The organism is Sulfitobacter dubius (assembly GCF_027214245.1).
Lineage (GTDB): Bacteria > Pseudomonadota > Alphaproteobacteria > Rhodobacterales > Rhodobacteraceae > Sulfitobacter > Sulfitobacter dubius_A.
Genome location: NZ_JAPWHM010000004.1, coordinates 84,795 through 110,651, shown reverse-complemented (window position 1 = coordinate 110,651; position 25,857 = coordinate 84,795). Strand labels below are relative to the sequence as shown.

At 61.4% G+C, this 25,857-nt stretch carries 21 protein-coding genes and 1 tRNA gene; 11 read left to right on the top strand and 11 right to left on the bottom strand.

Annotated features, from left to right (window positions below; all coding sequences use genetic code 11):
* Window positions 1-9: 9 nt before the first annotated feature.
* The 6 genes from O4H31_RS10620 to fabI are packed head-to-tail and all read right to left on the bottom strand — an operon-like array spanning window position 10 to window position 7,077.
* Window positions 10-1,050 carry a succinylglutamate desuccinylase/aspartoacylase family protein gene (locus tag O4H31_RS10620; protein ID WP_269345548.1) on the bottom strand — a complete coding sequence of 347 codons (1,041 nt, stop codon included), beginning with the start codon at window positions 1,048-1,050 and terminating at the stop codon, window positions 10-12.
* Window positions 1,051-1,052: 2 nt separating this feature from the next.
* Window positions 1,053-2,564, bottom strand: coding sequence for an anthranilate synthase component I (gene trpE / locus O4H31_RS10615; RefSeq protein WP_269345546.1), 1,512 nt, complete (start codon window positions 2,562-2,564; stop codon window positions 1,053-1,055).
* A gap of 12 nt (window positions 2,565-2,576) precedes the next feature.
* A complete protein-coding gene (locus O4H31_RS10610) occupies window positions 2,577-4,421 on the bottom strand; it encodes a peptidyl-prolyl cis-trans isomerase (protein ID WP_269345545.1) in 1,845 nt (614 codons plus the stop codon).
* Window positions 4,422-4,451: 30 nt separating this feature from the next.
* The gene (locus O4H31_RS10605) at window positions 4,452-5,633 is read right to left on the bottom strand and encodes an aminotransferase (protein WP_269345544.1); all 1,182 of its coding nucleotides are present in this window, start codon (window positions 5,631-5,633) and stop codon (window positions 4,452-4,454) included.
* Between the two features lie 47 nt (window positions 5,634-5,680).
* The gene (gene gpt / locus O4H31_RS10600) at window positions 5,681-6,214 is read right to left on the bottom strand and encodes a xanthine phosphoribosyltransferase (protein WP_067629419.1); all 534 of its coding nucleotides are present in this window, start codon (window positions 6,212-6,214) and stop codon (window positions 5,681-5,683) included.
* A gap of 56 nt (window positions 6,215-6,270) precedes the next feature.
* A complete protein-coding gene (fabI, locus tag O4H31_RS10595) occupies window positions 6,271-7,077 on the bottom strand; it encodes an enoyl-ACP reductase FabI (RefSeq protein WP_067935589.1) in 807 nt (268 codons plus the stop codon).
* Between the two features lie 238 nt (window positions 7,078-7,315).
* Between fabI and pdxH the strand changes: the two genes are divergently transcribed.
* The 10 genes from pdxH (at window position 7,316) to O4H31_RS10545 (ending at window position 19,365) form a co-directional block, all read left to right on the top strand.
* A complete protein-coding gene (gene pdxH / locus O4H31_RS10590) occupies window positions 7,316-7,921 on the top strand; it encodes a pyridoxamine 5'-phosphate oxidase (protein WP_269345540.1) in 606 nt (201 codons plus the stop codon).
* Between the two features lie 20 nt (window positions 7,922-7,941).
* Window positions 7,942-8,490, top strand: a complete 549-nt coding sequence (locus O4H31_RS10585) for a cold shock domain-containing protein (protein WP_269345538.1) — start codon at window positions 7,942-7,944, stop codon at window positions 8,488-8,490.
* Window positions 8,466-8,972: a DUF192 domain-containing protein gene (locus O4H31_RS10580; RefSeq protein WP_269345535.1), complete on the top strand. Its 507-nt coding sequence runs from the start codon at window positions 8,466-8,468 to the stop codon at window positions 8,970-8,972. The genes O4H31_RS10585 and O4H31_RS10580 overlap by 25 nt, the downstream gene beginning before the upstream one ends.
* A gap of 77 nt (window positions 8,973-9,049) precedes the next feature.
* Window positions 9,050-9,126: transfer RNA gene (locus tag O4H31_RS10575), tRNA-Pro, on the top strand.
* Between the two features lie 696 nt (window positions 9,127-9,822).
* On the top strand, window positions 9,823-13,479 hold the full coding sequence (locus O4H31_RS10570) for a vitamin B12-dependent ribonucleotide reductase (RefSeq protein WP_269345533.1): 3,657 nt from the start codon (window positions 9,823-9,825) through the stop codon (window positions 13,477-13,479).
* Window positions 13,480-14,071: 592 nt separating this feature from the next.
* Complete coding sequence (locus O4H31_RS10565; protein ID WP_269345531.1) at window positions 14,072-16,465, top strand: TonB-dependent receptor; 2,394 nt, start codon at window positions 14,072-14,074, stop codon at window positions 16,463-16,465.
* Between the two features lie 61 nt (window positions 16,466-16,526).
* A complete protein-coding gene (locus tag O4H31_RS10560; protein WP_269345529.1) occupies window positions 16,527-17,210 on the top strand; it encodes a Fe2+-dependent dioxygenase in 684 nt (227 codons plus the stop codon).
* Between the two features lie 3 nt (window positions 17,211-17,213).
* Window positions 17,214-18,059, top strand: a complete 846-nt coding sequence (gene exbB / locus O4H31_RS10555; RefSeq protein ID WP_269345527.1) for a tonB-system energizer ExbB — start codon at window positions 17,214-17,216, stop codon at window positions 18,057-18,059.
* 5 nt (window positions 18,060-18,064) lie between these two features.
* Window positions 18,065-18,523 carry a TonB system transport protein ExbD gene (gene exbD, locus O4H31_RS10550; RefSeq protein WP_120350966.1) on the top strand — a complete coding sequence of 153 codons (459 nt, stop codon included), beginning with the start codon at window positions 18,065-18,067 and terminating at the stop codon, window positions 18,521-18,523.
* On the top strand, window positions 18,520-19,365 hold the full coding sequence (locus O4H31_RS10545) for an energy transducer TonB (RefSeq protein ID WP_269345524.1): 846 nt from the start codon (window positions 18,520-18,522) through the stop codon (window positions 19,363-19,365). The genes exbD and O4H31_RS10545 overlap by 4 nt, the downstream gene beginning before the upstream one ends.
* Here O4H31_RS10545 and O4H31_RS10540 read toward each other — a convergent pair.
* The 4 genes from O4H31_RS10540 to O4H31_RS10525 form a co-directional block, all read right to left on the bottom strand.
* Window positions 19,350-20,438, bottom strand: a complete 1,089-nt coding sequence (locus O4H31_RS10540) for an alpha-hydroxy acid oxidase (protein ID WP_269345522.1) — start codon at window positions 20,436-20,438, stop codon at window positions 19,350-19,352. The two genes, O4H31_RS10545 and O4H31_RS10540, sit on opposite strands and share 16 nt — an antisense overlap.
* A 207-nt stretch (window positions 20,439-20,645) precedes the next feature.
* Window positions 20,646-21,713, bottom strand: coding sequence for a tricarballylate utilization 4Fe-4S protein TcuB (gene tcuB / locus O4H31_RS10535; protein ID WP_269345520.1), 1,068 nt, complete (start codon window positions 21,711-21,713; stop codon window positions 20,646-20,648).
* Complete coding sequence (gene tcuA, locus O4H31_RS10530; protein ID WP_269345518.1) at window positions 21,703-23,088, bottom strand: FAD-dependent tricarballylate dehydrogenase TcuA; 1,386 nt, start codon at window positions 23,086-23,088, stop codon at window positions 21,703-21,705. The genes tcuB and tcuA overlap by 11 nt, the downstream gene beginning before the upstream one ends.
* Window positions 23,085-23,765, bottom strand: a complete 681-nt coding sequence (locus tag O4H31_RS10525; RefSeq protein WP_269345515.1) for a GntR family transcriptional regulator — start codon at window positions 23,763-23,765, stop codon at window positions 23,085-23,087. Before O4H31_RS10525 ends, tcuA begins: the two co-directional genes overlap by 4 nt.
* An 89-nt stretch (window positions 23,766-23,854) precedes the next feature.
* Between O4H31_RS10525 and O4H31_RS10520 the strand changes: the two genes are divergently transcribed.
* Window positions 23,855-24,901, top strand: a complete 1,047-nt coding sequence (locus tag O4H31_RS10520) for an AbrB family transcriptional regulator (RefSeq protein WP_269345514.1) — start codon at window positions 23,855-23,857, stop codon at window positions 24,899-24,901.
* Here O4H31_RS10520 and O4H31_RS10515 read toward each other — a convergent pair.
* The gene (locus O4H31_RS10515) at window positions 24,876-25,850 is read right to left on the bottom strand and encodes a D-2-hydroxyacid dehydrogenase family protein (RefSeq protein ID WP_269345512.1); all 975 of its coding nucleotides are present in this window, start codon (window positions 25,848-25,850) and stop codon (window positions 24,876-24,878) included. The two genes, O4H31_RS10520 and O4H31_RS10515, sit on opposite strands and share 26 nt — an antisense overlap.
* Window positions 25,851-25,857 lie beyond the last annotated feature (7 nt).

Sequence of the window (25,857 nt, the reverse complement as noted above, 5' to 3'; positions counted from 1 at the left end):
CGCGCAGGCTTAGATGATCTCATCTTCGTCAAACAGCGGGTCTTCTTCCAACTGGCTGGCCAGATCATCCACCGTTGCCTCCGCCGCGCGGGGGCTGAGTTTGGCAAGGTGAAAGACCGCGTCGCCTTCGTTGACGATGGGCAAAATCGCCCGCCCGATGAGGATCCCCGGCGCATCGGCCAGCAACTCGGCCTCTTCCTTGCCAAAGGGATCAGACACGATAGCAAGAAGATCGTCCTCGGCCACCGTCTCACCTTCGGCGCGGAAGGTGCGCAGGAGCCCTCCCGCAGGGGCGCGGAGCCAATGGGACGCGGTGCAGATATAGGGCGCGCTGCGGGCGCGGGCGATGCCCTTTGCAGGCAACATGTCTTGGCCGCGCATGACCCGCAGGATCCCCGCAAGCCCCGCACGCACAGCCATTTCGTCAAAGCGCAGCCCTTCGCCCGCCTCATAAAGCAGGATCGGCGTGCCCTGTTTTGCCGCAACCGCGCGCAAAGAACCGTCCCGTAGGGGTGAGGTCAGCACCACCGGCGCGCCGAAATCCATCGCCATCTTTTGGGTCACCTTGTCAGCGGGCGAGACGCGCACCTGCGGTAGGTTCGTGCGGTGAATCGCTGCCGAATGTAGATCAACACCAAAGTCGCAGCGTAGCACCACCTCCTGCAGGAATATATGCGCCAGCCGCGCGCCAAGGCTGCCCGAGGGCGAGCCGGGGAAACAGCGGTTCAGGTCGCGGCGATCGGGCAGGTAGCGTGAGCGGTTCAGAAAGCCAAACGAGTTCACCACCGGCACCACGATCAGCGTGCCACGCAGGGCAGAGAGTTGCGGCGCGCGCAGCAGACGGCGGGTGATCTCTACGCCGATGACCTCATCCCCATGCACGGCGGCAGAGACGAACATTGTCGGGCCCGGACGCTTGCCGTGATAGATCTCAAGCGACAGATGCACCGGCGTGTGATCCGGCAGGATCGAGACAGGCAGGTCGACCGCAAGGCTGCTGCCGGGGGCAACGGAATGCCCCGCAATCTGAAAGGGGGCACGGTTCGGCATGGTTAGTTGTTCCCTTTACCGCCAAAGCGCGACGCATCGGCAGCGGCGCGGCGGATCGCACCGGATTTATGCACGGTTTCCATGAACTCGGCTTCTGGGTCGCTGTCATAGACAACGCCGCCGCCAGCTTGGATGTAGAGCGTTTCGTCCTTCACCACAGCCGTGCGCAGGGCGATGCACATATCCATATCGCCGCCCGCGCTGAAGTAGCCCACGCCGCCGCCGTAGACGCCGCGCTTTTCGGGTTCCAACTCGTCAATGATCTCCATCGCGCGGACCTTGGGCGCGCCCGAGACGGTGCCTGCGGGCATTCCGGCAAAGAAAGCGTCGAGCGCATCTTTGCCCTCCTTCAACTCTCCGACCACGTTGGAGACGATGTGCATGACATGGCTGTAGCGTTCGACGATGAACTCTTCCGTCGGGCGCACGGTGCCGATCTTGGCGACCCGGCCCACATCGTTGCGGCCCAGATCGAGCAGCATCAGGTGTTCGGCCAGCTCTTTGGGATCGCTCAGCAGATCGGCCTCTAGCGCGCGGTCTTCCTCCGGCGTGGCGCCGCGTTTGCGGGTGCCAGCGATGGGGCGAATGGTAACTTCGTTGCCAAAGACCCGCACGAGGATTTCGGGGCTTGCGCCGACCACATGGAAGCCGCCGAAGTTGAAATAGAACATGAAGGGCGAGGGGTTGGTCCGCCGCAGGCTGCGGTAGAGCGCAAAGGGCGGCTGTGTGAACCCTTGGGCCCAACGCTGGCTTGGCACCACCTGAAAGATATCGCCCGCCTTGATGTAATCGCGCGCCTTTTCGACGGCGGCCTTGTATCCGTCGTGGGTGAAATTGCTCACCGACTCCGGCGCGTCTTCGGCCTCTCCCAAATCGCGGGAGGTCTGCGGCATGGCGCGTTCCAGATCGCGCACCGCGTCCATCACCCGCTCGGCGGCTTGGGCATAGGCGGCGCGCGCGGTCTGGCCCTCGGACACCCACGCTGGGGACACGATTGTAACTTCGCCCTTCACCCCATCCAGCACGGCCACAACCGAGGGGCGCATCATCACCGCATCAGGCAGGCCCAGAGGGTCAGGATTCACATGGGGCAGATGTTCGACCAGCCGGATCATGTCATAGCCGAGATAGCCAAAGAGACCGGCGGCGGCTTGGGGCAGATCATCGGGCAGGGTGATGCGCGATTCTGCGATGACATCGCGCAAACGGTCCAGCGGATCGCCGGGCATGTCCTCAAAGGCATCCGCATCATAGCGAGCGGCGCGATTGAGGGCGGCGGTTTCACCCCGGCAACGCCAGATCAGGTCGGGCTTCATGCCAATGATGGAATAGCGCCCGCGCACGTCACCGCCGGTGACGGATTCCAGCACAAAGGCGTTCTCTGCCGCGCCGGTGAGTTTCAGCATCAAGGACACAGGCGTGTCCAGGTCGGCGGCAAGGCGGGTGTAGACGATCTGGTTTTCGCCCGCTTCATAGGCGCGGGCGAAAGTGTCGAAATCCGGGGTCAGGGCCATCAAATTTGCCTATCAGGGAAAGTTCACATGCACGGCACTGACCGCGCGCTGGTCGATCTGGGGATCGGCATCGCGCATCACTGCATTGCTGTAGATATCGAAAAGACCTTGGGCCAGCGCTTGATCCAACTGCTGTGACAGGCGGGTCATCAGCGCTTGGGTCTGGTCGTCTTCGCCCGCGGGGGTCACGGCATCAAGGCGCAGCACCACGACGCTGTCCCCTGCGGGCAGGACCGCGACGCCACCCTCGTCGAGGTCAAAGACCTGATCCATGAAGTCGTCGGGCGTGCCGTCGACATAGGAGCTGCGGGTCATGCCTTCGCCAAGCTGCGGCGTGAGACCGGAGGCTTCAAAACCGTCCGCTTCGGCCAATGTGCCGGTCAGGCTCTCGGCCTTGGCGGTCAGAGCCTCCACAATCTGGGCATTGCGCCACGCGGTCTCAACCGCATCACGTGCCTGCTCAAAAGGTTCGGGGCGCTCTGGCTTGGTCTCATCAAGGCGCATGGCGAAAACGCTGCCGTCTTCCAACTGGTCGATCTGCGGGAAGGCATCGGCGCTCAGGCTTGCTGCGGCCTCCCGGAACGCGCCATAGGCCGCGATGCCTTCGCTGCTCTCTTGGGTCCAGTCGATGGTGCCGAGGTTCATTTTGGTTTCCTCGGCCAGATCTTCGAGCGTGGCCCCCCCGGCGAGACGGTCGTCGATTTCCTGTGCGCGGGCTTCGACGGCGCGGGTCGCGCGGGAAATGGCGAGGGTTTCTTCCAGCACCTCACGGGCCTCTTCGAAAGGCACGTTTTGTGCAGGCAGAACCGCGTTTACGCGGAAGAGAGCCGGCCCCAGCGAAGTGGGCAGAGGGCCGACGATGTCGCCGCTTTGCGCCCCAAACACCGCGTCACCTGCGGCGTCGAGATCGGATTTGGCCACATCGCCCATGTCCACATCCGCCAGTGCCAAGCCGCGTTCTTCGACCAGCGCCTCAAAGGTGGTGCCGTCAACTTCGAGCGCTGCTGCGGCCTGCGTGGCGGCCTCTTCGTTGGCAAAGACCAGACGCTCGACCAAGCGACGCTCGGGCTGGTCGTATTCATCGCTGCGGGCGTCATATTCGGCGCGCAGCTCTTCTTCGGGCACCTCAACCTCGTCCAGCAGGTCTTCGGGGCGGAGCCATGCATAGGTGATGCTTTTGCTGGCGGGCAGCATGAAGTCATCGGTGTTGGCGTCGTAATAGGCCTGAAGCTCTTCTTCTGTCGGCTCAGCGACGGGCGTGTCGAGGTCATCCGCGCTCAGCCGGGCCCAAGTGAAGCTGCGCTGTTCGGCGACGTAGTCAACGAGCGTGCGGGCGTAGGTGTCAGGCATTGAGACGCCGCCCAAGATCGCGCGCTGCAGCAGGCCACGCGCGGCCTCTTCGCGGATCGAACGCTCGAACTCGGCCTCGCTCATCCCGCTTTGCTGAAGGGCGAAACGATAGCCTTCGCGGTCGAAGTTTCCGTCGATGCCTTGGAAAGCCGAAATGGCCACGATTTCGTCGCGCAAGGTGGCATCGCCGATGGAGATGCCCATTTCGTCGGCTTCATGATCCAGCGCGCGGTTGCGCACGATGCGTTGCAGCACCGCGCGGTCCAGACCCATTTCTTGGGCGCGGGCAAAGGACAGGCTCTCGCCGGTTTGTGCTTCAATCGCGCGGATTTCCTGCTGCAACTGGCGGGCGTATTGATCGACCGAAATGGACTTGTCCCCGACACTGCCAATGCTGCGCAGATTGCCGCTGAGGTTGATCGCACCAAAGCCGCCAAGACCCAAGATCAGAAGGCCCATCAAGGCCCAAACGGCGGTTTTCGAAAAGCTGAAGCCTTTTTTGGCCATGACACGGTCCCTCGTTAATTTCGGACCTGTCTATGCGTTGCGTGGCAGGGCTGCAAGCCTGTCGAAAAGCACTTCGAGGCCGGCGGTGTCGAGGTTTGCAAAGGCGATGCGCAACTGGCTTTCGCCACGCGCGTCTCCCTCGGGCTGGAACATCGTGCCGGGCAGGCAAAGCACGCCTGCATCGCGCACCAATTGCGGGGCCAGTTCTGCAGAGGAGAGGTTAAAGGGGTGTCGCAGATAGGCGAAATAGCCGCCCAGCCCGAGCAGTTCCCACCCCAGCGGCTCGATCTTGGGCATCAGCGCAGCAATCGCGGCGCGGCGGGCAAGGATTTCTTCGCGTTCATCTGCCAGCCACGGGCCAAGGTTTTGCATCCCCCAGAGCGCGCCATGCTGGCCGATCTGCGCCGGGCAAATGGCCACGGTATCGAGAAACTTCTCAACCTCCGCCAGCCGCGCCGTGCTGGCGATCAGCGCGCCGACGCGGTGGCCGGTCAGGCGGTAGGCTTTGGAAAAGGAATAGAGGTGAATGAGCGTGTCGTGCCAATCGGGGTCGCTGAACAGCGCGTGGGGCGGGCCGGGGCGGCTGTGAAAGTCGCGGTAGGTCTCGTCGAGGATCAGCGCGATGCCGTGACGGCGGGCCAGATCAAAGAAGTCCTGCACAAGGGCGGCGGGATACTCCACGCCGCCGGGGTTGTTGGGGGTGACCAGCGCGATGGCGCGGGTGCGCGGGGTGATGGCGGCCGCGGCCTTCTCGGGGTCGGGCAGCATGTCGGCTTCGACAGGCAGCGGCACGGCGGTGACACCGCTCATGTCGAGCCACATTTTGTGGTTGAAGTACCAAGGCGTCGGGATGATCACCTCATCGCCTTCGCCGCAAAGTGTGGCAATGGCGGCGGCAAAGGCTTGGTTGCACCCCGAGGTGATACAGACCTGTTCATCGGTCACCACGCCCGCGTATTTCTCTGCCGTTTGCCGCGCCAGTTCGGCGCGCAGTTCTGGCAGGCCCAGCACGGGGCCATAGAGATGCGCCTCATCATTGTTCAGCGTGACCTCGGCCATCGCCCGGCGCAGCCCCTCCGGGGGCGGATCGACGGGGGCGGCTTGGCTCACGTTGATCAGCGGACGGTCATCGGTGAATGTCACGCCATTCAGCCAGCGCCGCGCCTCCATCACCGGAGGGAAGAAAGTGGTGGCGGTGCGCGAAAGCGTCATGGGTGTATCCGGTCAGGTAAGGGGCAGGGAGGGTGGCCTAGGGCCCCTTAGTCCTTGCCGCGGTAGGGTTCGACATATTGCAGGGCCATGTCCCATGGGAAGAAGATCCACGTGTCCTGGCTGACGCCGGTGATGAAAGTATCGACCTGCGGCTCGCCTTCGGGCTTGGCATAGACGGTGGCGAAATGGGCGTTGGGGTAAAGCTCGCGCACCAGTTCGATGGTCTTGCCACTGTCGACCAGATCATCGACGATTAGAATGCCGGTGCCATCGCCCATCATCTCAGCGTCAGGGGATTTCAGCACCTTGGCCTCGCGGCGCTGGTCGGCGGCGCCACCGCCCGAGTGGTAGGACATGACCGAGATCGTATCGACGGTGCGGATGTCGAGTTCCCGCGCGACGATCATCGCGGGGGCCATGCCGCCGCGGGTGATCGCCACCACGGCACGCCACGCGCCATCGTCGGGCCCAAGACCATCGAGCCGCCACGCCAGCGCACGGCTGTCTCGGTGGATCTGATCCCAGGAGATGTGAAAGCCCTTTTCATGGGGCAGGCGCGAGGCGTCCTTGGATTTGGTCATGGTGGTCCTTTGCAGCAGCTGGCGCGGGCACCCGCGCGGGAATGATGTGGGGCGGCTTATTCCTTGGACATGTCGGGCGCGTCAACCGCCTTCATGCCGACGACGTGATAGCCTGCGTCGACATGCAGGTTTTCACCCGTGGTGCCGCTGCCCAGATCCGACAGCAGGAAGAGGGCGGCCTTGCCCACATCTTCGGTGGTGACATTGCGGCGCAGGGGCGAGTTGTACTCGTTCCACTTCATGATGTAGCGGAAATCACCGATGCCGGAGGCGGCCAGCGTTTTGATCGGCCCGGCAGAGATTGCGTTGACGCGGATGCCGTCCTTACCAAGGTCTTCGGCCAAGTATTTGACCGACGCTTCAAGTGCTGCCTTGGCCACACCCATCACATTATAATGCGGCATGACCTTCTCGGCACCGTAGTAGGTCAGCGTCAGGGCGCTGGCACCGGGCGACATCATCTTTTCCGCGCGCTGCATCACAGCGGTGAAGGAATAGACCGAGATATCCATCGACATGGTGAAGTTACCACGGCTGGTATCGACATAGCGGCCACGCAGTTCCCCCTTGTCGGAAAACCCGATGGCGTGAACGATGAAATCAAGCCCGTCCCAGCGTTCTTTCAGCCCATCAAACATCGCGTCGATTGAGGCTTCATCGCCCACGTCGCAGGGCAGAACGATGTCGCTGCCAAGCTGCTCGGCCAAAGGCCCCACACGTTTCTTGAGCGCATCACCTTGGTAGGAAAAGGCAAGTTCCGCCCCTGCATCGGCCAGCGCTTTGGCCACGCCCCATGCGATGGATTTGTCATTCGCCAGACCCATGATGAGCCCGCGCTTGCCCCGCATCAATTCGTTTCCCATTCCGCCGCCTTGTCTATGTTCCGTTTAGGTTGTCTTGGTCTAGGCGATTGCAGCGCGGCCATCAAGACTGCACGCGCGCGTTAGCACCCGTGATTTGCCATAAGATCGGCGGCTAACTGACGGAAATCGGGTAAGGTTGTCCTTTGAGTTGCCCATTGTTAACTATTGCCTTAGCGATTAACTCAGACACCGGCGAAGAACCGGTGACGGGCTCGAACACTCTAAAAGGGGATGCTGAATGGAAACGCGGACTGGTATATTTGCGGGGGATGATCCCTTTGCGATTGCGCAGCGTTGGCTTTCCGAAGCAGAGGCGACTGAGCCGAATGACCCCAACGCCATCGCGCTGAGCACGGTAGATTCGCAAGGGCTCCCAAACGCCCGCATGGTGCTGTTGAAAGAGATCGAACCGGACGCCTTTGTCTTTTACACTAATTACGAAAGCCAAAAGGCCCAGGAACTGGATGGCGCGGGCAAGGCGGCTTTTGTCATGCATTGGAAATCATTGCGCCGTCAGGTGCGGGTGCGCGGGTTGATCAGCCGAGAAGACGGGCCAAAGGCCGATGACTACTACGCATCGCGCTCGCTCAAGAGCCGTTTGGGGGCTTGGGCCTCGCGCCAATCGCAGCCTCTGTCGGGGCGCGGGGCGTTGATGGCCGAAGTCGCCAAGGTGACCGCACAGCAGGGGGTGAACCCCAAACGTCCGCCGTTCTGGGGCGGCTACCGGATCACCCCTCTGGAAATTGAATTCTGGGCAGATGGCGAATTCCGCCTGCATGACCGTTTTCAATGGCGCCGCGCGGATGCCGCAGCGCCTTGGGCCGTCACGCGGCTCAATCCTTGATAGGGCGGCACGGATTAGCGATGAAAGATGTGTCTGATACCCAACCGGCAGAAACGCCGGGGCTAAACGATCCCCTTGAGGGCGTGGTCAAATGGTTCGATCCGCTCAAAGGCTTCGGCTTTGTCGTGGCCGAGGCGGGCGGGGCCGACATATTATTGCACGTCAATGTCCTGCGCAATTTCGGCCAAAGCTCTGTCGCTGATGGGGCGCGGGTGACGGTGCGGGTGCAGCAAACCGATCGCGGCGCGCAGGCGGTCGAGGTGCTCGCCGTCACGCCCCCCAGTGAGCCGCCCGCCGCCGTGGTCGAATTCGCAGGATTTGACCCCGACCAACTTGCCACCGCCGTGTTCGAGCCCGCCCGTGTGAAATGGTTCGACAAGGCCAAGGGTTTTGGGTTTGCAAATGTCTTTGGCTGCGCGGAAGATGTGTTTCTGCATATCGATGTGCTGCGCCAATCCGGACTTTGTGATTTGCAACCGGGCGAAGCGCTTGCCATGCGGGTGATTGTTGGCGATCGGGGCCATCTGGCGGCGGAGGTAAGTTCATGGGACGCGGTGATAGACGGCTGAAGGTACACCATCTGACAGGGCATATTGCAGGGGCGGCGCTTGCCAGCCTGCTGCTGACCGGTGCGGCGCTGGCCGAGGTCTGTCGCGCCGATAGCGTGAGCCTGCGGGGCGACTGGGGCAAGGCGCGGTTCTCCGTAGAAGTGGCGGATGACACGGCGGAGCGGGCCAAGGGACTGATGCACCGACGCTCTTTGCCGCTGAGTGCGGGGATGCTCTTTATCTATGAAACGCCGCAACCGCTGAGCTTTTGGATGCGCAACACGCTGATCACGCTCGACCTGCTGTTCATCGACGAGAGAGGCGTGGTGCAGAAAATTCACCACTCCGCCATACCACTGGACGAGACACCGATTCCGGGCGGGGATAATCTGCTGTCGGTTTTGGAGATTAACGGCGGTCTGGCGAAACGTCTGGGCATCACTGAAGGCAGCGAAATCCGTCATCCGGCCTTTGCTGGGAACACCCCGGCTTGGCCGTGCTAAAGACTTCGTCGTTTTTCTTAGTTTAAGGTCAATCGGGGCTTTTCAATCGGCGGGGTTATGGCTAAAGAAGCCCCAGTCGGAGCGTGGCGCAGCCTGGTAGCGCACCTGTTTTGGGTACAGGGGGTCGGAGGTTCGAATCCTCTCGCTCCGACCACTTTCTTCTAGCCTTGAGATTATCTCAGTCCTTAGCGATCTAGGGGCTGTATCGGCTGGAATATTTCCATTCTGCACAAGATATAGTGTCTGCCGCCTGTGCTTTGGCAGATTTGCGCCAATGCCCGCGAAGACCGTGATGATTCTGTCGCGGTTTTGCATTGAGCGGACGGGCAGGGGCACTGGACCTCTTCCGCAGCGATGTGTGGCCAGCTTCGGCGGGGCTGTCGCCCTCTCGGGCGTCGCGGGCTGTGGATGAATTCGCCCAATCCCTCAAGCACCGCCCCTAACTCTGCCGGGGCAATGGATTATTTGGAATTCAGCGCTGCATCGGGCTTGCGGGTATCTTTGGGGATATCCTGAGGCTGAATCACTTCGCGCGCGGATGGGCCAAGTCGGGGCGCATCGGTCAACTGTCCTCCCGGAAATAAAACGTAAAAAAACCGTTGACCGATTAGGTCTATCTACGTCAGTTTGTGGGGGTCAAGTAAAGCGCCACAAGATGTTGTGTGAAACGCAGCAGGCGCTTTGGCAGTGGGGACAGAATACAAGAACCAGTGTTTCAATGGGAATCCAGCCGCTCGCGTCAGCAGGTGGCACGGCGAAGCTCTGTCCAAACTGCCAACAAACGGGGGGAGACGGTCTGCTTAGAGCGGGTCGGCTTAGGATTTTAAAAGTTTAGAAAAGGGCAGCGACGATGAAGATTGAACGGAATTTCACCAAAGCCGGGCAGGACGCCTATGCGGATTTGGACTTTGTCACCACGGTGTCAGAGATCCGCAACCCTGACGGTTCGGTGGTGTTCAAGCTCGACAACGTCGAAGTCCCGAAATCCTGGAGCCAGGTCGCAAGCGACGTGATCGCGCAGAAGTATTTCCGCAAAGCGGGCGTGCCAAGCGCCACGCGCCGCGTCAAAGAAAAGGGCGTGCCGGAGTTTCTCTGGCGCTCGGTCCCCGCCGAGGACGCCGAGATGGGGGGGGAAACCTCCTCCAAGCAGGTCTTTGACCGTTTGGCGGGCGCTTGGGCCTATTGGGGTTGGAAGGGCGGCTATTTCTCGACCGAAGAAGACGCCCGCGCCTATTACGACGAAATGCGCCACATGTTGGCCAGCCAGCGCGCGGCCCCCAATAGCCCGCAATGGTTCAACACCGGGTTGCACTGGGCCTACGGCATCGATGGCCCGGCGCAGGGGCATTACTACGTCGACTACAAAACCGGGAAACTGACCCGTTCGAAGTCTTCCTATGAGCACCCGCAGCCCCATGCCTGCTTTATCCAGTCGGTTGCCGACGATCTGGTGGGCGACGGCGGTATCATGGATCTCTGGGTCCGTGAGGCGCGGCTTTTTAAATACGGCTCAGGCACGGGCACCAACTTTTCATCGCTCCGCGGAGAGGGCGAGAAGCTGTCGGGCGGCGGCAAGTCGTCGGGTTTGATGGGGTTCCTCAAGATCGGGGACCGCGCCGCTGGCGCCATCAAATCCGGCGGCACCACCCGCCGGGCCGCCAAGATGGTGATCGTCGACGCCGACCACCCCGATATCGAGGATTTCATCAACTGGAAGGTGCTCGAAGAGCAAAAAGTGGCGAGCATCGTCGCTGGCTCCAAGATGCATGAGCAGAAGCTGAACCTGTTGTTCGACGCGATCAAGGCATGGGACGGTGCCGAGGCGGATGCCTATGACCCGGCCAAGAACGAGGCGCTGAAACAGGCGATCCGCGAGGCCAAGAAGGTCGCGATCCCCGAGACTTACGTCAAGCGCGTGCTGGACTATGCCAAACAGGGCCACACCGGTATCGAGTTCCCGACCTATGACACCGACTGGGACTCTGAGGCATACAACTCGGTCTCGGGCCAGAACTCCAACAACTCGATCCGGGTCACCAACGCCTTCCTCAAGGCAGTGGAAAAGGACGCCGATTGGGAGTTGATCAGCCGCACCGAGAACCGTGTGGTGAAAACCATCCGGGCCCGCGATCTTTGGGATCAGGTCGGCCATGCCGCATGGGCCTGCGCCGATCCGGGCATTCAGTACCACGACACGGTGAATGACTGGCACACTTGCCCCGAAGACGGTGCGATCCTTGGTTCGAACCCCTGTTCGGAATACATGTTCCTTGACGATACGGCCTGCAACTTGGCGTCGATGAACCTGCTGACCTTCCTCAAGGGCGGCGTTTTTCAGGTCGAGGATTACATGCATGCCGCGCGTCTGTGGACCGTGACACTGGAAATCAGTGTGATGATGGCGCAGTTCCCCTCCAAGGAAATCGCGCAGCGGTCTTATGACTTCCGCACGCTTGGTCTGGGCTATGCGAACATCGGTGGCCTGCTGATGAACATGGGCTATTCCTATGACAGCGACGAGGGCCGCGCGCTTGGCGGTGCCTTGACCGCGATCATGACCGGCGTGGCCTATGCAACGTCGGCAGAAATGGCGGGCGAATTGGGGGCCTTTCCGGGCTATGCTAAGAATGCTGAGCATATGCTGCGCGTCATCCGCAACCACCGCACCGCAGCCTATGGCAAGGCGGATGGCTATGAGCAGCTTTCGGTCAAGCCAGTCCCGCTGGATCATGGAAATTGCCCACAGGACGGGCTGGTCGACATCGCCAAATCCTGCTGGGACGAAGCGCTGAAACTGGGCGAAGCCCACGGCTACCGCAACGCCCAGACCTCTGTCATCGCACCCACCGGCACCATCGGGCTGGTGATGGACTGCGACACCACGGGGATTGAGCCTGACTTCGCGCTGGTGAAGTTCAAGAAACTCGCCGGGGGCGGATACTTCAAGATCATCAACCAATCCGTGCCCGCAGCGCTTGAAAAACTCGGCTACGGGTCGGCCCAGATCGAAGAGATCGTCAGCTACGCCGTGGGCCACGGCACCATCGGCAACGCGCCTGCGATCAACCATACCACGCTGGCGGGCCACGGCTTTGGCGCGAATGAGTTGGCCAAGGTGGATGCCGCGCTGAAACAGGCGTTTGATATCCGTTTCGTGTTCAACCAATGGACGCTGGGCGAGGCGTTCTGCACGCAGGTGCTGGGCATCCCGACCGAAAAGCTGAACGACCCGACCTTCGATCTGCTCCGCTCCCTCGGTTTCAGCAAAGCAGATATCGAAGCGGCCAATGACCACGTCTGCGGCACCATGACGCTGGAAGGCGCGCCGCACCTTAAAGCAGAGCATTACGGCATCTTCGATTGTGCCAACCCCTGCGGCAAGAAGGGCAAACGCTATCTGTCGGTCAACAGTCACATCCATATGATGGCGGCGGCGCAGAGCTTCATCTCGGGGGCGATCTCCAAAACGATCAACATGCCGAATGACGCCACCATTGAGGACTGCCAAAAGGCCTATGAGCTAAGCTGGTCCTTGGGCATCAAAGCCAATGCGCTTTACCGCGACGGTTCAAAGCTGAGCCAGCCGCTGGCGGCCGCGCTGGTCGAAGACGACGATGACGCCGCCGAAACGCTGGAAAGCGGCAACGCGCATGAGAAAGCCGCCGTGTTGGCCGAGAAGATCGTCGAGAAGGTAATCGTCAAAGAGATCATTAAATCGCACCGCGAGAAGATGCCGCAGCGCCGGAAAGGCTATACCCAGAAGGCGAATGTCGGCGGGCATAAGGTCTATCTGCGCACCGGCGAATACGAAGACGGTAAGCTGGGTGAAATCTTCATCGACATGCACAAGGAAGGCGCGGGTTTCCGGGCGATGATGAACAACTTCGCCATCGCGGTTTCCGTGGGCCTGCAATACGGCGTGCCGCTGGAGGAGTTCGTCGATGCCTTCACCTTCACCAAATTCGAGCCCGCGGGCATGGTGCAGGGCAACGACAGCATCAAACAGGCGACCTCGATCCTTGACTATGTGTTCCGCGAACTCGCCGTGTCCTACCTCGACCGGACCGATCTGGCGCACGTGAAGCCTGAAGGCGCGACCTTTGACGATCTGGGCCGGGGTGAGGAAGAGAACCTTGGCAATGTAAGCGAGCTGAGTGAGAAGGCGGCGAATAAATCGCTTGAGGTGCTCAAGCAAATCAGCTCGTCCGGGTATCTGCGCAACCGCCTGCCGCAAGATCTTGTGGTGCTGCAAGGCGGGCAGAGCGCGGACGCAGATGCGGGCCTGCAGGGCCTCGCGCCACAGATTAGCGGCAGCGGTGACATGGCCTTGGCGGTAAAATCCTCCACTGCCGTCAGTTCCGGCGCGGTGAGCCTCGATGCGCGCGCCAAGGCCAAGATGCAGGGCTACGAAGGCGAAGCCTGCGGCGAATGCGGCAACTACACGCTGGTTCGCAATGGCACCTGCATGAAGTGCAACACCTGCGGCGGCACGAGCGGCTGTAGCTAAACGGGATTGTGGCGGCCATTTGCGAGGGTCTTAAGGCCTGAGGTCGCTTAAGTGCTCGCAATTCAAAAAGTCAAAGCTTCAGGTCCATTGGGTCTGGAGCTTTATTTATGTCGGGGAGCTACGTCTGTACCCTCTGGTTCAGGCGATTTGCGTTTTTCGATGTCGGAGAAACGAAATCACGTTTGGGGGCATTGGTTCGATGCGCACCCGCCCGAATAGCGAAAAGGCAGGCTGCCGCCACACAAGCGCCCAGCCCGCACCGCCGCTTTTACCGCGCAGCCAGCCTCAGTCATGAAAACCTTCACTGCCCGCGCCCGGGCGCAAACGCCGCTCCGCGAGTGGTGTAGCTTCATCACATGGCACTATACTTGACTATTTTTATAGGATTCATATCTTTACTTACTAAAATAGTCAGGTTAAGCGGTGGCCCATTCAAGTAGCCAGCCGTTGGAAGCGCGGTCAGCAAGAAAAAAATCTTCTCCGCGAGGGACTTATGCGCCGTACCAACGACACCCAAAACTGCACAGACAAAATTCACAGACATTCCACGCTGGTGGTCGGGGGCTTCGGAGCCTCCTTGGCCATGGCCTGCATGGCCACACCCGGCGCCGCGCAGGACAGTGATCTGATCATCCTGCCGACAGTCGAGGTCGAGACGACCGAAGAACCGACCCCTCAGCCGGCGGTAAAGCCTGCGCCGCGCGCCACCCAGCCAGCGCCACGCCGAGCGGCCCAGCCGCATGCCGCGGAACCCACGGTCTGCACAGCTGCATTGGCGGGCACCCCCGTCTGCGCCGCCGAAGAGGCCGCAGAGCGTCAAGCGCAGGAACTGGCCGATGCGCAGGCCCGCGCGGCCGCAAAAGCGGCGGCAGGTGGCAGTTCTTACGTAGATTCAGACGCCCCATTCAAAGCCAATACGCTTGCCAACAGTCGGATGCCCGGCCCGCTGAAAGACAATCCGCGCACGGTGACAGCGATCACCCAAGAGGTCTTGGAAACCACCGGCACAACCAGCGTGCGTGAGTTGGCGCGGTCGACACCGGGCATTTCGCTTGGCTTCGGCGAGGGCGGGAACTCCTTTGGAGACAACATCTATATCCGCGGGTTCAAAGCCAATAACGACACCTATACCGATGGCATTCGCAGCCCCGGCACCGGTGTCGCCGAGACGTTCAACACCGAACAGGTCGAAGTCACCAAAGGCCCGGCGGGCACAGTCGGCGGGCGCGGGACCACGGGCGGCGCGATCGATGTGATCTCCAAAAGCCCGCAGGATGTTAATTTCACCAAAACGGTGACCACTGTCACCGACGCGACCACCCTGCGTCAGACCATCGACACCAACAAGGTCATCAACGACCGCCTGCAACTGCGTTTCAACGGAATGCTGCAAGATGGCGAAGTGGCCGGACGCGATGAGATCACCGATGACCGCCGAGGTGCTGCATTGGCGCTGAAATTCGCGGCGACCGATGCGCTGACCTTGGAAGGCAACCTGAGCTACACCAAGATCGAGCAGACGCCCGATTGGGGGGTGCCCTACGTCAATAACGAAGACCTGGGCTTGGTCGGGCCGGTCACGGAATACGGCATCGACCGGGATACTTTCTATGGGGTGCCGGGCCGCGATTTCCAGACTGTCGAAGAGACGGTGGCCACGGCCAAGGCAACCTATGCCTTTGACAACGGCATGACGCTGACCAACACATTCCGTGCGGCACGGTCGACCAACGACTATGTTTTGACAGCACCAAGCAGCCTGATCGACAATGATTCCACCAATCCCGAGGATTGGGAAGTCGGGCTCAGCTTCAAAAGCTGGAACCAGCAAACCGATGTGCTTGCCAATGTTCTGGAACTGAGCGGGGCCGCCCAATTCGCCGGCGCGTCGCATTCTTATGTGCTCGGTCTTGCCACCTCGCGCGAAGAGATTGAGAAGTTGAGCTACTCGAACCTCTCCAGCGAGGATTACGAGCCACCGGCTGGCCAACGCGGCTGCACCGTCAGCGCCGTCAATCCCGATCCCATCGGGGAAGGCTGCTGGAGCGGCGAAGAACCCGTATTGGGAACGGACCTTACGGAAACGACGGTCAAGACCACCTCCCTCTATGCGCTGGATACCGTGACCCTGTCGAACCGCCTGAAGGTCAACGGCGGGCTGCGGGTGGACATGTATGACATCGCCCGCAGTGGCGGCACCGGAGAGGATGCCTATGAGCTGTCGCGTGATGATGTCATGCTGAACTGGAACTTGGGGGCGACCTATGCCTTTACTGACCGTCTGAACATCTATGCAGCGGCGGCCACTTCGACCAACCCTGCGGGGCAGGAACTGGAAGCGGGCGGCGGTTTTTACGGCGGGCTAGATGATAACGGGTCAGGGCTTGCACCCGAAGAGAATACCTCGCTTGAAATCGGTGCGAAATACAGCTTCACGCCGAACCTTCTGTTCACCGCGGCGCTCTATCAAACCACTAAAGACCAAGCGCGTGAGGATATCGGGCCACGCGGTGCGACCGTCACCTCCGACTCGCTGAAGTACCGCATGCGGGGTCTTGAACTCGGCATTGCGGGCAAGGTGACCGAACGGCTGAGCCTTTTCGGCGGCGCCAACTTCATGGACAGCGAAGTCTTGCGCAGTGCCGACAGCGACAACATCGGTCTGTCGGTGGCAAATGTCGCACATGAGCAGTTGAACTTGTTGGCCACCTATCAGGTGACGGACCGTTTGATGCTCGGCGGGCGGGTGAACTATCAAGGTGCGATTGATCTGGGCAGCGTGGCCGCCAATGGCCGGTCCATTCCCGACGCCTTTACCTTTGATTTGCTAGGTGAATACGAAGTCGCCGACAACACCATGTTGAAGATGGCCGTCACCAATGTCGCGGATGAAACGGTCTATGACGCTGCCTACCGTTCGGGCACGCCATTCACCTATGTCGCGCCGGGCCGTGAAGTTTCCTTCTCGCTGGAAATGAAGTTCTAAACCGCAGCCATCAAGGCGGGCAGCCCTTCTGGGGTTGCCCGCTGACAGCAAGAGGTATGATATGCTGATCACGATCCCTTCGATCCTGAGCAAAGACGACGTCAAACAGGTCCGCGCGCATCTTGATGCAGCTGATTGGGAGGACGGGGCCAAGACCGCAGGCGCGCAATCACGGGAGGTCAAACGCAATCAACAATTGCCGCCAACCTCGGACACGGCGCAAACATTGGGCAAGTTCATCTTGCAAAAGCTGACCAGTGATCCGCTGTTTCTGTCTGCCGCGCTGCCCGCAAAAATCCTGCCGCCGATGTTCAACAAATACGCACAGGCCGAAACCTTTGGGGCGCATATCGACAATGCCATTCGGGTCAACCCGCTGACACAGGAACGGCTGCGCACCGACCTGTCGATGACGCTATTTCTCAGCGAGCCAGAAGACTACGACGGCGGCGAATTGGTGATCGAGGATCACTATGGCCGCCAGACCGTGAAACTGCCTGCGGGGGATATGATCCTCTATCCGGCCACCAGCCTGCATGAGGTCACCCCCGTGACCCGAGGGGTGCGTGTGTCGTCGTTTTTCTGGCTGCAAAGCATGATCCGCTCTGACGCGAACCGCCGCATCCTGTTCGATCTGGATCAAACCATTCAGGCGCTCAGCGAAAGCATGGGGGCCAACGATCCCGAAACGGTGCGACTGACCGGCATCTATCACAACCTTGTTCGCACATGGGCCGAGACTTAAACGATGAAGCTTTCTTTGGTTTTTCCCGCTGCTGCGCTTTGTATCGCCGCAGCCCCCGCCGCCGCTTTCGATCTTGAGACGGTGACCACACTCCTTGAGCAGGCCGAGCATGACGAGATGTCGCCCCTTGGCATGTTCATGGCGGCCGATTGGGTTGTCAAAGGCGTCATGTTGTCGCTGCTCTTTGCCTCGGCACTGGTCTGGGTGATTTTTGTCGCACGGGTGATGATCCTGCGATGGGAACGCGGCGTGCTGCGCCGCCGGTATCGCGATCTGGACAAGGCAGGCTCGCTGGTTGCGGCGCGTGCGCGTTTCGCCAAACGCAAAGGCGTCATGGGGCAGATGGTGCGTGCAGCCGAACGTGAGCGCGCAGCCTCGGGGATGAGTGCCGGGATGAAGACGGGGATGAAGGCCGGGATCAAGGAACGCGCGGGGTCGGAAATCGCGCGGATTGAGGCCGGGGCCGCCCGGCGCATGGGGCTGGGGGCAGGGGTCTTGGCCAATGTCGGCTCGGTTGCCCCTTTTGTTGGGCTCTTCGGCACCGTTTGGGGGATCATGAACAGCTTCATCTCGATCTCGGAAAGCAAAACCACCAATCTGGCCATTGTCGCGCCGGGCATTGCCGAGGCATTGTTGGCAACGGCCATCGGCCTTGTCGCGGCGATCCCTGCGGTAATTTTCTACAACATCCTCGCGCGGGGGCTGGGGGGCTATAAGGTGATGCTGGCAGATGCGGGCGCGCTGGTCGAGCGGACCTTGTCGCGCGATCTGGACCTTGCCGATGATGAGATTGCAGGGGCACGACCGGCCTACCATCTGGGGGCCGTTTCACCCCCGGCGGCGGAGTAGGCGGCGTGGGTGCCCGGCTGCGCGGTGACGACGATGGCGATCTCAGCGAAAACAGCGAGATCAACGTCACCCCCTTTATCGATGTCATGTTGGTTCTGCTGATCATCTTCATGATCGCGGCCCCACTGTCGACGGTCGACATCCCGGTGGAATTGCCCGTGGCGGTGGCCGAAGCCCCGGAGCGCCCTGCCGAGCCGGTTTTCATCACCATTACCGAAGACCTCGCCCTTTCGGTGGGCGAGACGGCCACGACGCACGACAGACTTTACATCGACGTCGGCATCGCCACCCTGCAAAAACGCGACACGCGGATCTTCATCCGCGCGGATAAATCCGTGCCCTATGGTGAATTCATGCGGGTGATGAACATCCTACGCGCAGACGGGTTTCTGAAAGTCGGGTTGGTCGGACTGGATGAAAATGTAGAAGAGGCAGCCATGCCAGAGCCGGAGGCGGCGCAGTGAGCCTGACCTACGCCTCGCGCAGCGTCAGACCCGTTTTCTGGGGCCTTGCAATCGCCCTGAGCGGTGCGCTGCATGCAGGGCTTCCGGTCTTGTTGCTAAATCAGCCCCCCGCCGCAGAACCCGACGAGCCCAAGACAGAGGGGATCACCGGCGCGGTGATGTTCGATCTGTCGGATATCATCGCGGCCCCCTCGGCCCTGCAAGAAGACAGCGTGGCGCAGATCGAGGCTCAGGATGCGCCGACGGTAACCGAAAGTCCTGAAGTCTTGGAGGCCGCCAAGGCCGCCGAACAGCCAATTTTAAGTCAGATACCCTATGACGTTGAGGACGAGAGCCTGAAATTCGGCGTGGCCGCCCCCGAGCCCGAAGCCGAGACGGAGGAGGTGGCCGAAGAGATCGCCGCCGAGCAGGACCCCGAGCAAATCGACGCGGAAAGCCAGATCGGCGCCGAAGCGCGGCAGGCCTCTGAGCAATCTGTCGCCGGGGTTGAGGCTGACACCGAAGCGGAAACCGCCAAGGCCGAAAGTGAAGGGCTGACCGCCGAACAGACGGAAGAGATCCGCGACTGGCAGAAAAGCATCGTGTTGTTGATCAGCGGTGCCAAAACCTATCCGGCCAAGGCGCGCAGCGACCGGATCGAAGGCGAGGTGCAGGTGCGCTTCACGCTGGACCGTTACGGGGCGCTGATCGCGGCTGAGGTGGCGCAATCCTCGGGTTCAGAAATCCTCGACATGGCGGCCGTGCAGACGGTCAAGACGCTGGAAAAGATGCCCACGCCGCCCAGCTATCTGAAAGGCGACGAATTCACGCTGATCATCCCGCTGCGTTATAGTTTCAGGTGAACTATATCGCGTTCTATGTCTTGCACCGCCGCGCAGCCGCTTAGCAACATAGCGATTTCCAACTCGTCGCGCAGCAAGCGCAACACATGGCTGACGCCCAAATCGCCAGCCACCGCCAAGCCGCAGGCGATGGGCCGCCCGATCAAAACGGCCTTTGCCCCGAGGGCCAGCGCGATCAGGATATCGACCCCGCGCCGGATGCCTCCGTCCATCAACACAGGGTAATCCGGTCCGACCGTGGCAACTATGGCGGGCAGGGCGCTTAGCGTTGAGGGCGCTCGGTCCAGCACCCGGCCACCATGGTTTGACACGATGACGCCTGCCGCGCCGATCCTCTGCGCCTGCGCTGCATCCTCTGGATGCAGGATGCCTTTCAGCAGCAGCGGAGCCTTTACCGTCTCGATCAGCCAAGCAACGTCAGCCCATGTGGGCAGGGTCTCGGCGATGTGGTCAAAGATGATCGACTGCGCGTCTTCACGTGGCGTGAAGGTGGGCGGCGTGAACCGCACGAGATTGACCGCGCTGACATCGGGCGGCAGCTGAAACTGCGCCTCGATTTCGCGGTCCCGCACCCCTTGGACGGGCGCATCAATGGTCAGGATCAATCTGGTGAAACCCGCGTCCAGTGCCATCTGCGCAAGCGCTTGCGTGGCCTCTCTGCTCCCCATCCAATGCAGCTGAAACCAGTCACTGCCGGGGCCGCTGCTGCGCACCCTGTCGAGCGGTTCGCTGCTCTGCGCGCTCAGAACCATCTTGATCGACTGAGCCTCGGCCGCGCGGGCGGTCGCGCTCTCGCCTGCGTCATGGAGCAGTCGGTGATAGGCAAAGGGCGCAATCAGAAAGGGCGCAGCGAGCTTTTGTTCCAGCAGCGACGCCTCTGTCGACCCGCCCCGCAGATCGCGCAGCACCCGTGGTGTGACCTGCGCCTGCTGAAAAGCGGTTTCATTGGCTGTAGCGGTCTGCCCATCCCCGGCACCGGCCAAGAAATATGCGCGGTTGCGCGGGCTCATCCCTGCGCGTGCACGGCTGTAATAATCGTTCAATGTGCGGGGCAATTGGTCTGGATCAGGCACTGTAAAACTCAATGTTCCGGCTCCATGCAACGCCCGACCCTGTAAGCCGCCAAAGCCTAAGCTCCAGCGGACAGGCGCTATTTACCGCAATTGGACGCTGGGTAAAACCCAATGCTGGCCTGATCGGCTCAGAGAATGAACATTCCCAACATCGGTTTTGTCATGAACCAGCGCCGTTGCGGGCCGGCCCGCGCTGTACCATTTCGCTCAAACCCCCTCACGTCGCTGCGCATCCCGTACCAAAGCCGCCATTCGGTAAAACCCATGGGCCATCTTGGTGAAGGGTGTCAGCAAAAAGAACGCGAGCACCGCGCCGAGGTGAATAACCAACAGTCCCGGCATCCAGCCAGAGCCGCTTGCCGCATAGAGCAACAGCCCGCTCAGCCCGACAAACCCCAGCAACCCGGTAAAGGCGATCTCTCCGCCAAAGGCATTGGTCGCACCGAGCGATTTGTCCGACCGCAGTTTGAGCCAGACCATTTTGGCACAGCCCAACACCAACAGAACACCGCCCGACAGTCCAAGGATTTTGGGGGCGGAGAACAACCCATAAGGAGCGGGCATATCGAGGAGGTAGTGCATCAGCGTCGCCACGCTGGTCGAAGCGAAACAGAGCAGAAAGCCATACATGATCGCCTGATGCGCATAGCGCCGGGCGTGCGTGAAGCGGTCTTCGTCTTCAAAGTTGCAGCCGTCGCCATGCCCGCCCTTAAGGTTGCGCATGTTCGCGATTGAGGCGACGGCCCCGCGCAGATGCGAAAGGCGGACCGGAGCACCGCCCACCGTTTGCCAATAACGCCGCAGCCCGATGGCGATGCTGAGCAGCGGAAATAGAAAGGCGGGCAAAAAGATCCCCACCATCGCATTGTGAGACAACACCGCATAGAAACCTTCGCCCCCCGCAGCGGCCAGCGCACGGGCGGCCCAAAACAGCAATGCAAAGCCCAAAGCAGTGGCGAGTACGACGGCGAGGCCGTTTTTCTGAAAGGCTTTCCCGGCGGCACGTGGAAAGGCAAACTCTTCCCAACTGTCTTGGCGCACATCGGCCAAGGCTTGCGGCAGGTTCAGTTCAAACTCATGCGGGGCGGTGTATTGGCAGGCGTAGTAGCAGCCCCGGCAATTGTGACAGAGATTCGCCAGTTGCGTCAGGTCTCCGTCCGAGAAGGCGCGTTCGGCCTGCAGCGCGGGAAAGACCGAACAGTAGCCCTCGCAATAGCGGCAAGCGTTGCAGATTTCGGCCTGACGGCGGGCCTCTTGGAGTAGATCAATTTGCATGGGCTGCGGCCTCCTTGCCTGCGATACGTCCGAAAACGGTGCCGATGGTCATGCCGAAACCGGCGAGGTAGCCTTGACCCAAGATCGACCCGGCCATGGTCTCGCCCGCTGCCCAGAGGTTGCTGACAGGGCGGTCGTCGATGGAGCATTGCGCGTTTTCATCTACCTTCAGCCCGAGATAGGTAAAGGTGACGCCAGTGCGCAGCGAATAGCCGTAGAACGGCGGCTCGGTGATCGGTCGCGCCCAGTTGGTTTTGGGTGGGGTGAGACCCGTGGTCGCCACGCCATCAAGCTCGGTGGGGTGGAAGGCACTTTGATCGCCGCAGGCTTCGTTGAATTCGGCCACGGTCTGCTCCAGCGCCTCACCGGGCAGGCCCATCTTATCCGCCAGTTCCGCTAGCGTATCGGCTTTGATCGGGGGGAAGACGGAAGGCATGAACAGGTTCAATGACTTCGCGTCGATGATGACATAGCCGACCTGATCGGGCTGGGCGGCAACCAAGCGGCCCCAGATGGCGTAGCGTTTGGGCCAGACATCCTCGCCCTCATCATAGAACCGCTGCGCGTCTTTGTTGACGACGATGGAGAAGGGAACGCAATCAAGCCGTGTGACGATCCCGCCATCGAATTTCGGCGCGCGTCCGTCGATGGCGACGGCATGACACTGGGTCGGGTCGCCGACCTGTGCGATGCCTTGATCCAAGAGGTCCGCCAATACCACGCCGCGGTTATAGGGCGTGCCGCGGATCAGGAAGTTCTTTGCCGCTGGCCCCCATGCGCGGGCCAACCAGTCGGTGTCCCCCTGAAAGCCGCCAGAGGCAACGACGACGGATTTGGGCGAGAGGCTCTTGGCGGCCCCCTCATGGGTGTAATCCACCCGCGTTACCCGGTCTCCTTCCAGCTCCAGATGGGTGACGGCAGCTTCATAGAGCACATCCACCCCCAATCCTTCGGCGGTGCGGTAATAGGCGTTTACTAGGCTTTTGCCACCGCCGCGAAAAAAGGCGTTGGTGCGTGCTAAGGACAGGGTGCCAGAAAGCGACGGCTGAAACCGCACGCCATGTTCTTCCATCCATGGCAGGCATTCCTCAGAGGTGCGGATGGCGAGACGCGCGAGATGTTCATCCGTTTTCCCACCCGTCACCTTCATCAGGTCGGCGAGGTATTCCTCTTCGGTGTAGCTTTCGACCAATGGGCCCAAAGGGCCATGGTGCATGCAGCGGAAGTTGCGGGTGTGGCGCGAATTGCCGCCCCGGTAGGGTTTTGGCGCGGTCTCAAGGATCAGCACACGGGCGCCCGTTTCAGCGGCGGTGATCGCGGCACAAAGGGCTGCATTGCCGCCGCCGATTACGACGATATCGTAGGTCTCGGTCACAGCAGGTCTCCGTCATAGGTTTCATCGCGCGTGGGCTGCGCGCGCAGGGCGCGAACCCGGACCCGTTGGGCCGCTTCGATATGCGCGCGCATCGCCGCTTCGGCGAGGGCGGCATCACGGGCCCTGATCGCATCCAGAACGCCAAAATGTTCCTCCACCGCTTTCTCGGCACGGTCAGGATCGGTCAGCGTCGTCGGGCCGAGGATCATCAGCGTCTTTTGCAGCGTATGGATCGACCGGGTGAGAAAACGGTTCTTCGCGGCGTCCAGAAGGGCTGCGTGAAACTGGCGGTTGAGGGTGAAGGCCTCGGGTACATTGCCCAGGGTGGCGAGCGATTGGTTCATGTCCTGCAACTCTTCGATCTCGATGTCCGAGGCGGCGCGGGCAGCGAGCCGTGCGGCGGTGCCCTCCAGCACGGCGCGCATCTCGTAAAGTTCCATCACCTCGGCATAGTCCAGAGTGCGGATGCTCGCCCCTTGCCGGGGGATATGCGCCACGACGCCATCGGCTTCCAACTGGCGGATCGCCTCGCGCACGGGGGTGCGGGAGACGCCCAAGCGCTCGGCCAACTCCGTTTCACGCAGGCGGTCGCCGGGGTTGAGCCGTCCGGCGCGAAGTTCATCCATCAGCTGATTGTAGGCAGAGTTGCCCTGCGGTGTGCGGTCTTCTTCGCTCATAAAAACCCCCTCCGATAGGTATTGCATACAGATGGATACATTCGTATCCAGAAAGGGTCAAGCCCGGAAGAAAAAGTGAGTTGACCCCTATGCGCCTCTCCCAACCGACCCGCCGTCGTGCGCTGACATTGATCCTCGCCGCGGCTGGTACCGCGTTCTTTTGGTGGCTCGATCTGCCGCTGCCATTCCTGTTCGGGCCCATGGCCGCCTGCCTTATCGCGGCTTTGTCGAACGTGCCGATCAAAGGCTTCGGCCAAGTCTCGGTCGCGGCGCGCACGATCCTTGGGGTGGCGGTTGGGGCTTCGATCACGCCTGATCTTTTTCACCAACTGCCACAAATGGCGATGTCGGTGGCGCTGGTCCCGGTCTTTATCGCGCTGATCGGGATTATCGGCGTCCCGTTCTTTCGGCATGTTTGGGGGTTTGATGCGCCGACGGCCTATTACGCCGCGATGCCGGGCGGCCTGCAGGACATGGTGATCTTTGGCACCGAAGCGGGCGGCGATCCACGGGCGCTGTCGTTGATCCATGCCACGCGGGTGCTGATTATCGTCACCCTCGCGCCCGCTTTCCTGACGCTGGCTTACGGGGCCGGGCTGACCAATCCTATCGGCGCGCCGGTAACGGAACTGCCGGTGAGCGAGATGGCCTTGATGGCCGCCGCAGCCCTGATCGGCTGGAAGGGGGGAGAGCGAATCGGTCTCTTTGGCGCGTCCATCCTTGGCCCGATGATCGTGACCGCCCTCCTGTCACTTTCCGGCCTGATCCACAGCCGCCCGCCAGCCGAGGCCATCCTTGCCGCGCAGTTCTTCATCGGCTGCGGGATCGGCGTGCATTTTCTGGGCGTGACATGGGGCGAGCTGACGCGGGTGGTGCTGGCGGGCATCGCCTATGTGCTGGTGCTCGCCGTCTTGGCCGCAGGTTTCACCGGGCTCGTCACTTGGGCTGGGTTGGGCAACCCGGTCGAGGCGTTCCTTGCCTTCGCGCCGGGCGGGCAGGCCGAGATGACGGTGCTGGCCATCGTCACCGGTGCGGATTTGGGCTTTGTCATCACGCACCACCTGACCCGCATCGTGCTGGTGATCGTCGGCGCCCCGCTGGTCGCGGGGCTTATGGCGCGTAGACGGAAGGGTTGATCATATGGATCGGTGCACCTGCCGCATAGGCGTTAACCTGTTCGAAGATATCCGCGAATTGCTTGTCGAATTCATCCTCGGTGACAAAGCCGATATGCGGGGTGGCGATCAGCTTGGGGTGTGACAGCAGCGGGTCGTTGGGATCCGTTAACGGCTCGGTATCAAAGACATCCACCGCCGCCGCGCCGAGATGCCCGGCTCTGAGCGCTTGCAGCAGCGCGCCTTCGGCAATCAGCCCGGCGCGGGAGGTGTTCACCAGTACCGCGCGGGGCGACATGGCACTGAGGTCTTCCGCGGTGACACTGCCGCGAGTCTCAGGTGTCAGCCGCAGATGCAGAGACACCACGTCGCAGGACCCGAAAAACGTCGCGCGGCTTTCGGCGACGGTCTCACCATCCGCTTTCGCCCGCGCGCGCCCGGCTTCGGAACTCCACCAGATGACCTCCATCCCGAAGGCGCGGGCATAGTCCGCCACCACACGTCCGATACGCCCATAGCCATAAAGCCCCAGCCGCCGCCCGCGCAGACTGCGCCCTACGCCCGTCTGCCAGTTGCCTGCCTTTACGCTCGCCATCTGCTGCGGCAACTGCCGCAGGGCCGCAAGGATCAGCGCAAAGGTGAGTTCAGCTGCCGCATGGTTGGCCCCATCCGCACCTTTGTTGGAACACAGCAGCACGCCCTGATCGGTGCAGGCCGCGACATCCACATGCGGATAGGCGCCGCGTTGCGAGATCAGGCGCAGGTTCGGCAAGCGCTCCAGCAACCCCCGCGTCACCTTGGTCCGCTCGCGAAAGAGCACCACGCAATCAGCATCCTGTAAGCGGTCGGCCAAGATCGCCTCGTCAGGCTGATGGTCCGTCCAGACGGTGACATCATGCCCCGCCAGCAGGTCAAAGCAAGGCAACCCGCGCAGGGTGTCGAACCAGTCGTCGAGGATATGAACCTTCATCCCTACA

Excerpts from the sequence above, each read along its gene's own strand:
- O4H31_RS10620 (WP_269345548.1), bottom strand. The coding sequence starts at position 1,050 with ATGCCGAACCGTGCCCCCTTTCAGATTGCGGGGCATTCCGTTGCCCCC.
- pdxH (WP_269345540.1), top strand. The coding sequence starts at position 7,316 with ATGGAAACGCGGACTGGTATATTTGCGGGGGATGATCCCTTTGCGATT.
- exbB (WP_269345527.1), top strand. The coding sequence starts at position 17,214 with ATGAAGCTTTCTTTGGTTTTTCCCGCTGCTGCGCTTTGTATCGCCGCA.
- fabI (WP_067935589.1), bottom strand. The coding sequence starts at position 7,077 with ATGGGAAACGAATTGATGCGGGGCAAGCGCGGGCTCATCATGGGTCTG.
- tcuB (WP_269345520.1), bottom strand. The coding sequence starts at position 21,713 with ATGCAAATTGATCTACTCCAAGAGGCCCGCCGTCAGGCCGAAATCTGC.
- O4H31_RS10580 (WP_269345535.1), top strand. The coding sequence starts at position 8,466 with ATGGGACGCGGTGATAGACGGCTGAAGGTACACCATCTGACAGGGCAT.
- O4H31_RS10525 (WP_269345515.1), bottom strand. The coding sequence starts at position 23,765 with ATGAGCGAAGAAGACCGCACACCGCAGGGCAACTCTGCCTACAATCAG.
- O4H31_RS10610 (WP_269345545.1), bottom strand. The coding sequence starts at position 4,421 with ATGGCCAAAAAAGGCTTCAGCTTTTCGAAAACCGCCGTTTGGGCCTTG.
- gpt (WP_067629419.1), bottom strand. The coding sequence starts at position 6,214 with ATGACCAAATCCAAGGACGCCTCGCGCCTGCCCCATGAAAAGGGCTTT.
- O4H31_RS10515 (WP_269345512.1), bottom strand. The coding sequence starts at position 25,850 with ATGAAGGTTCATATCCTCGACGACTGGTTCGACACCCTGCGCGGGTTG.
- O4H31_RS10520 (WP_269345514.1), top strand. The coding sequence starts at position 23,855 with ATGCGCCTCTCCCAACCGACCCGCCGTCGTGCGCTGACATTGATCCTC.
- O4H31_RS10570 (WP_269345533.1), top strand. The coding sequence starts at position 9,823 with ATGAAGATTGAACGGAATTTCACCAAAGCCGGGCAGGACGCCTATGCG.
- trpE (WP_269345546.1), bottom strand. The coding sequence starts at position 2,564 with ATGGCCCTGACCCCGGATTTCGACACTTTCGCCCGCGCCTATGAAGCG.
- O4H31_RS10560 (WP_269345529.1), top strand. The coding sequence starts at position 16,527 with ATGCTGATCACGATCCCTTCGATCCTGAGCAAAGACGACGTCAAACAG.
- O4H31_RS10565 (WP_269345531.1), top strand. The coding sequence starts at position 14,072 with ATGGCCACACCCGGCGCCGCGCAGGACAGTGATCTGATCATCCTGCCG.
- O4H31_RS10605 (WP_269345544.1), bottom strand. The coding sequence starts at position 5,633 with ATGACGCTTTCGCGCACCGCCACCACTTTCTTCCCTCCGGTGATGGAG.
- O4H31_RS10585 (WP_269345538.1), top strand. The coding sequence starts at position 7,942 with ATGAAAGATGTGTCTGATACCCAACCGGCAGAAACGCCGGGGCTAAAC.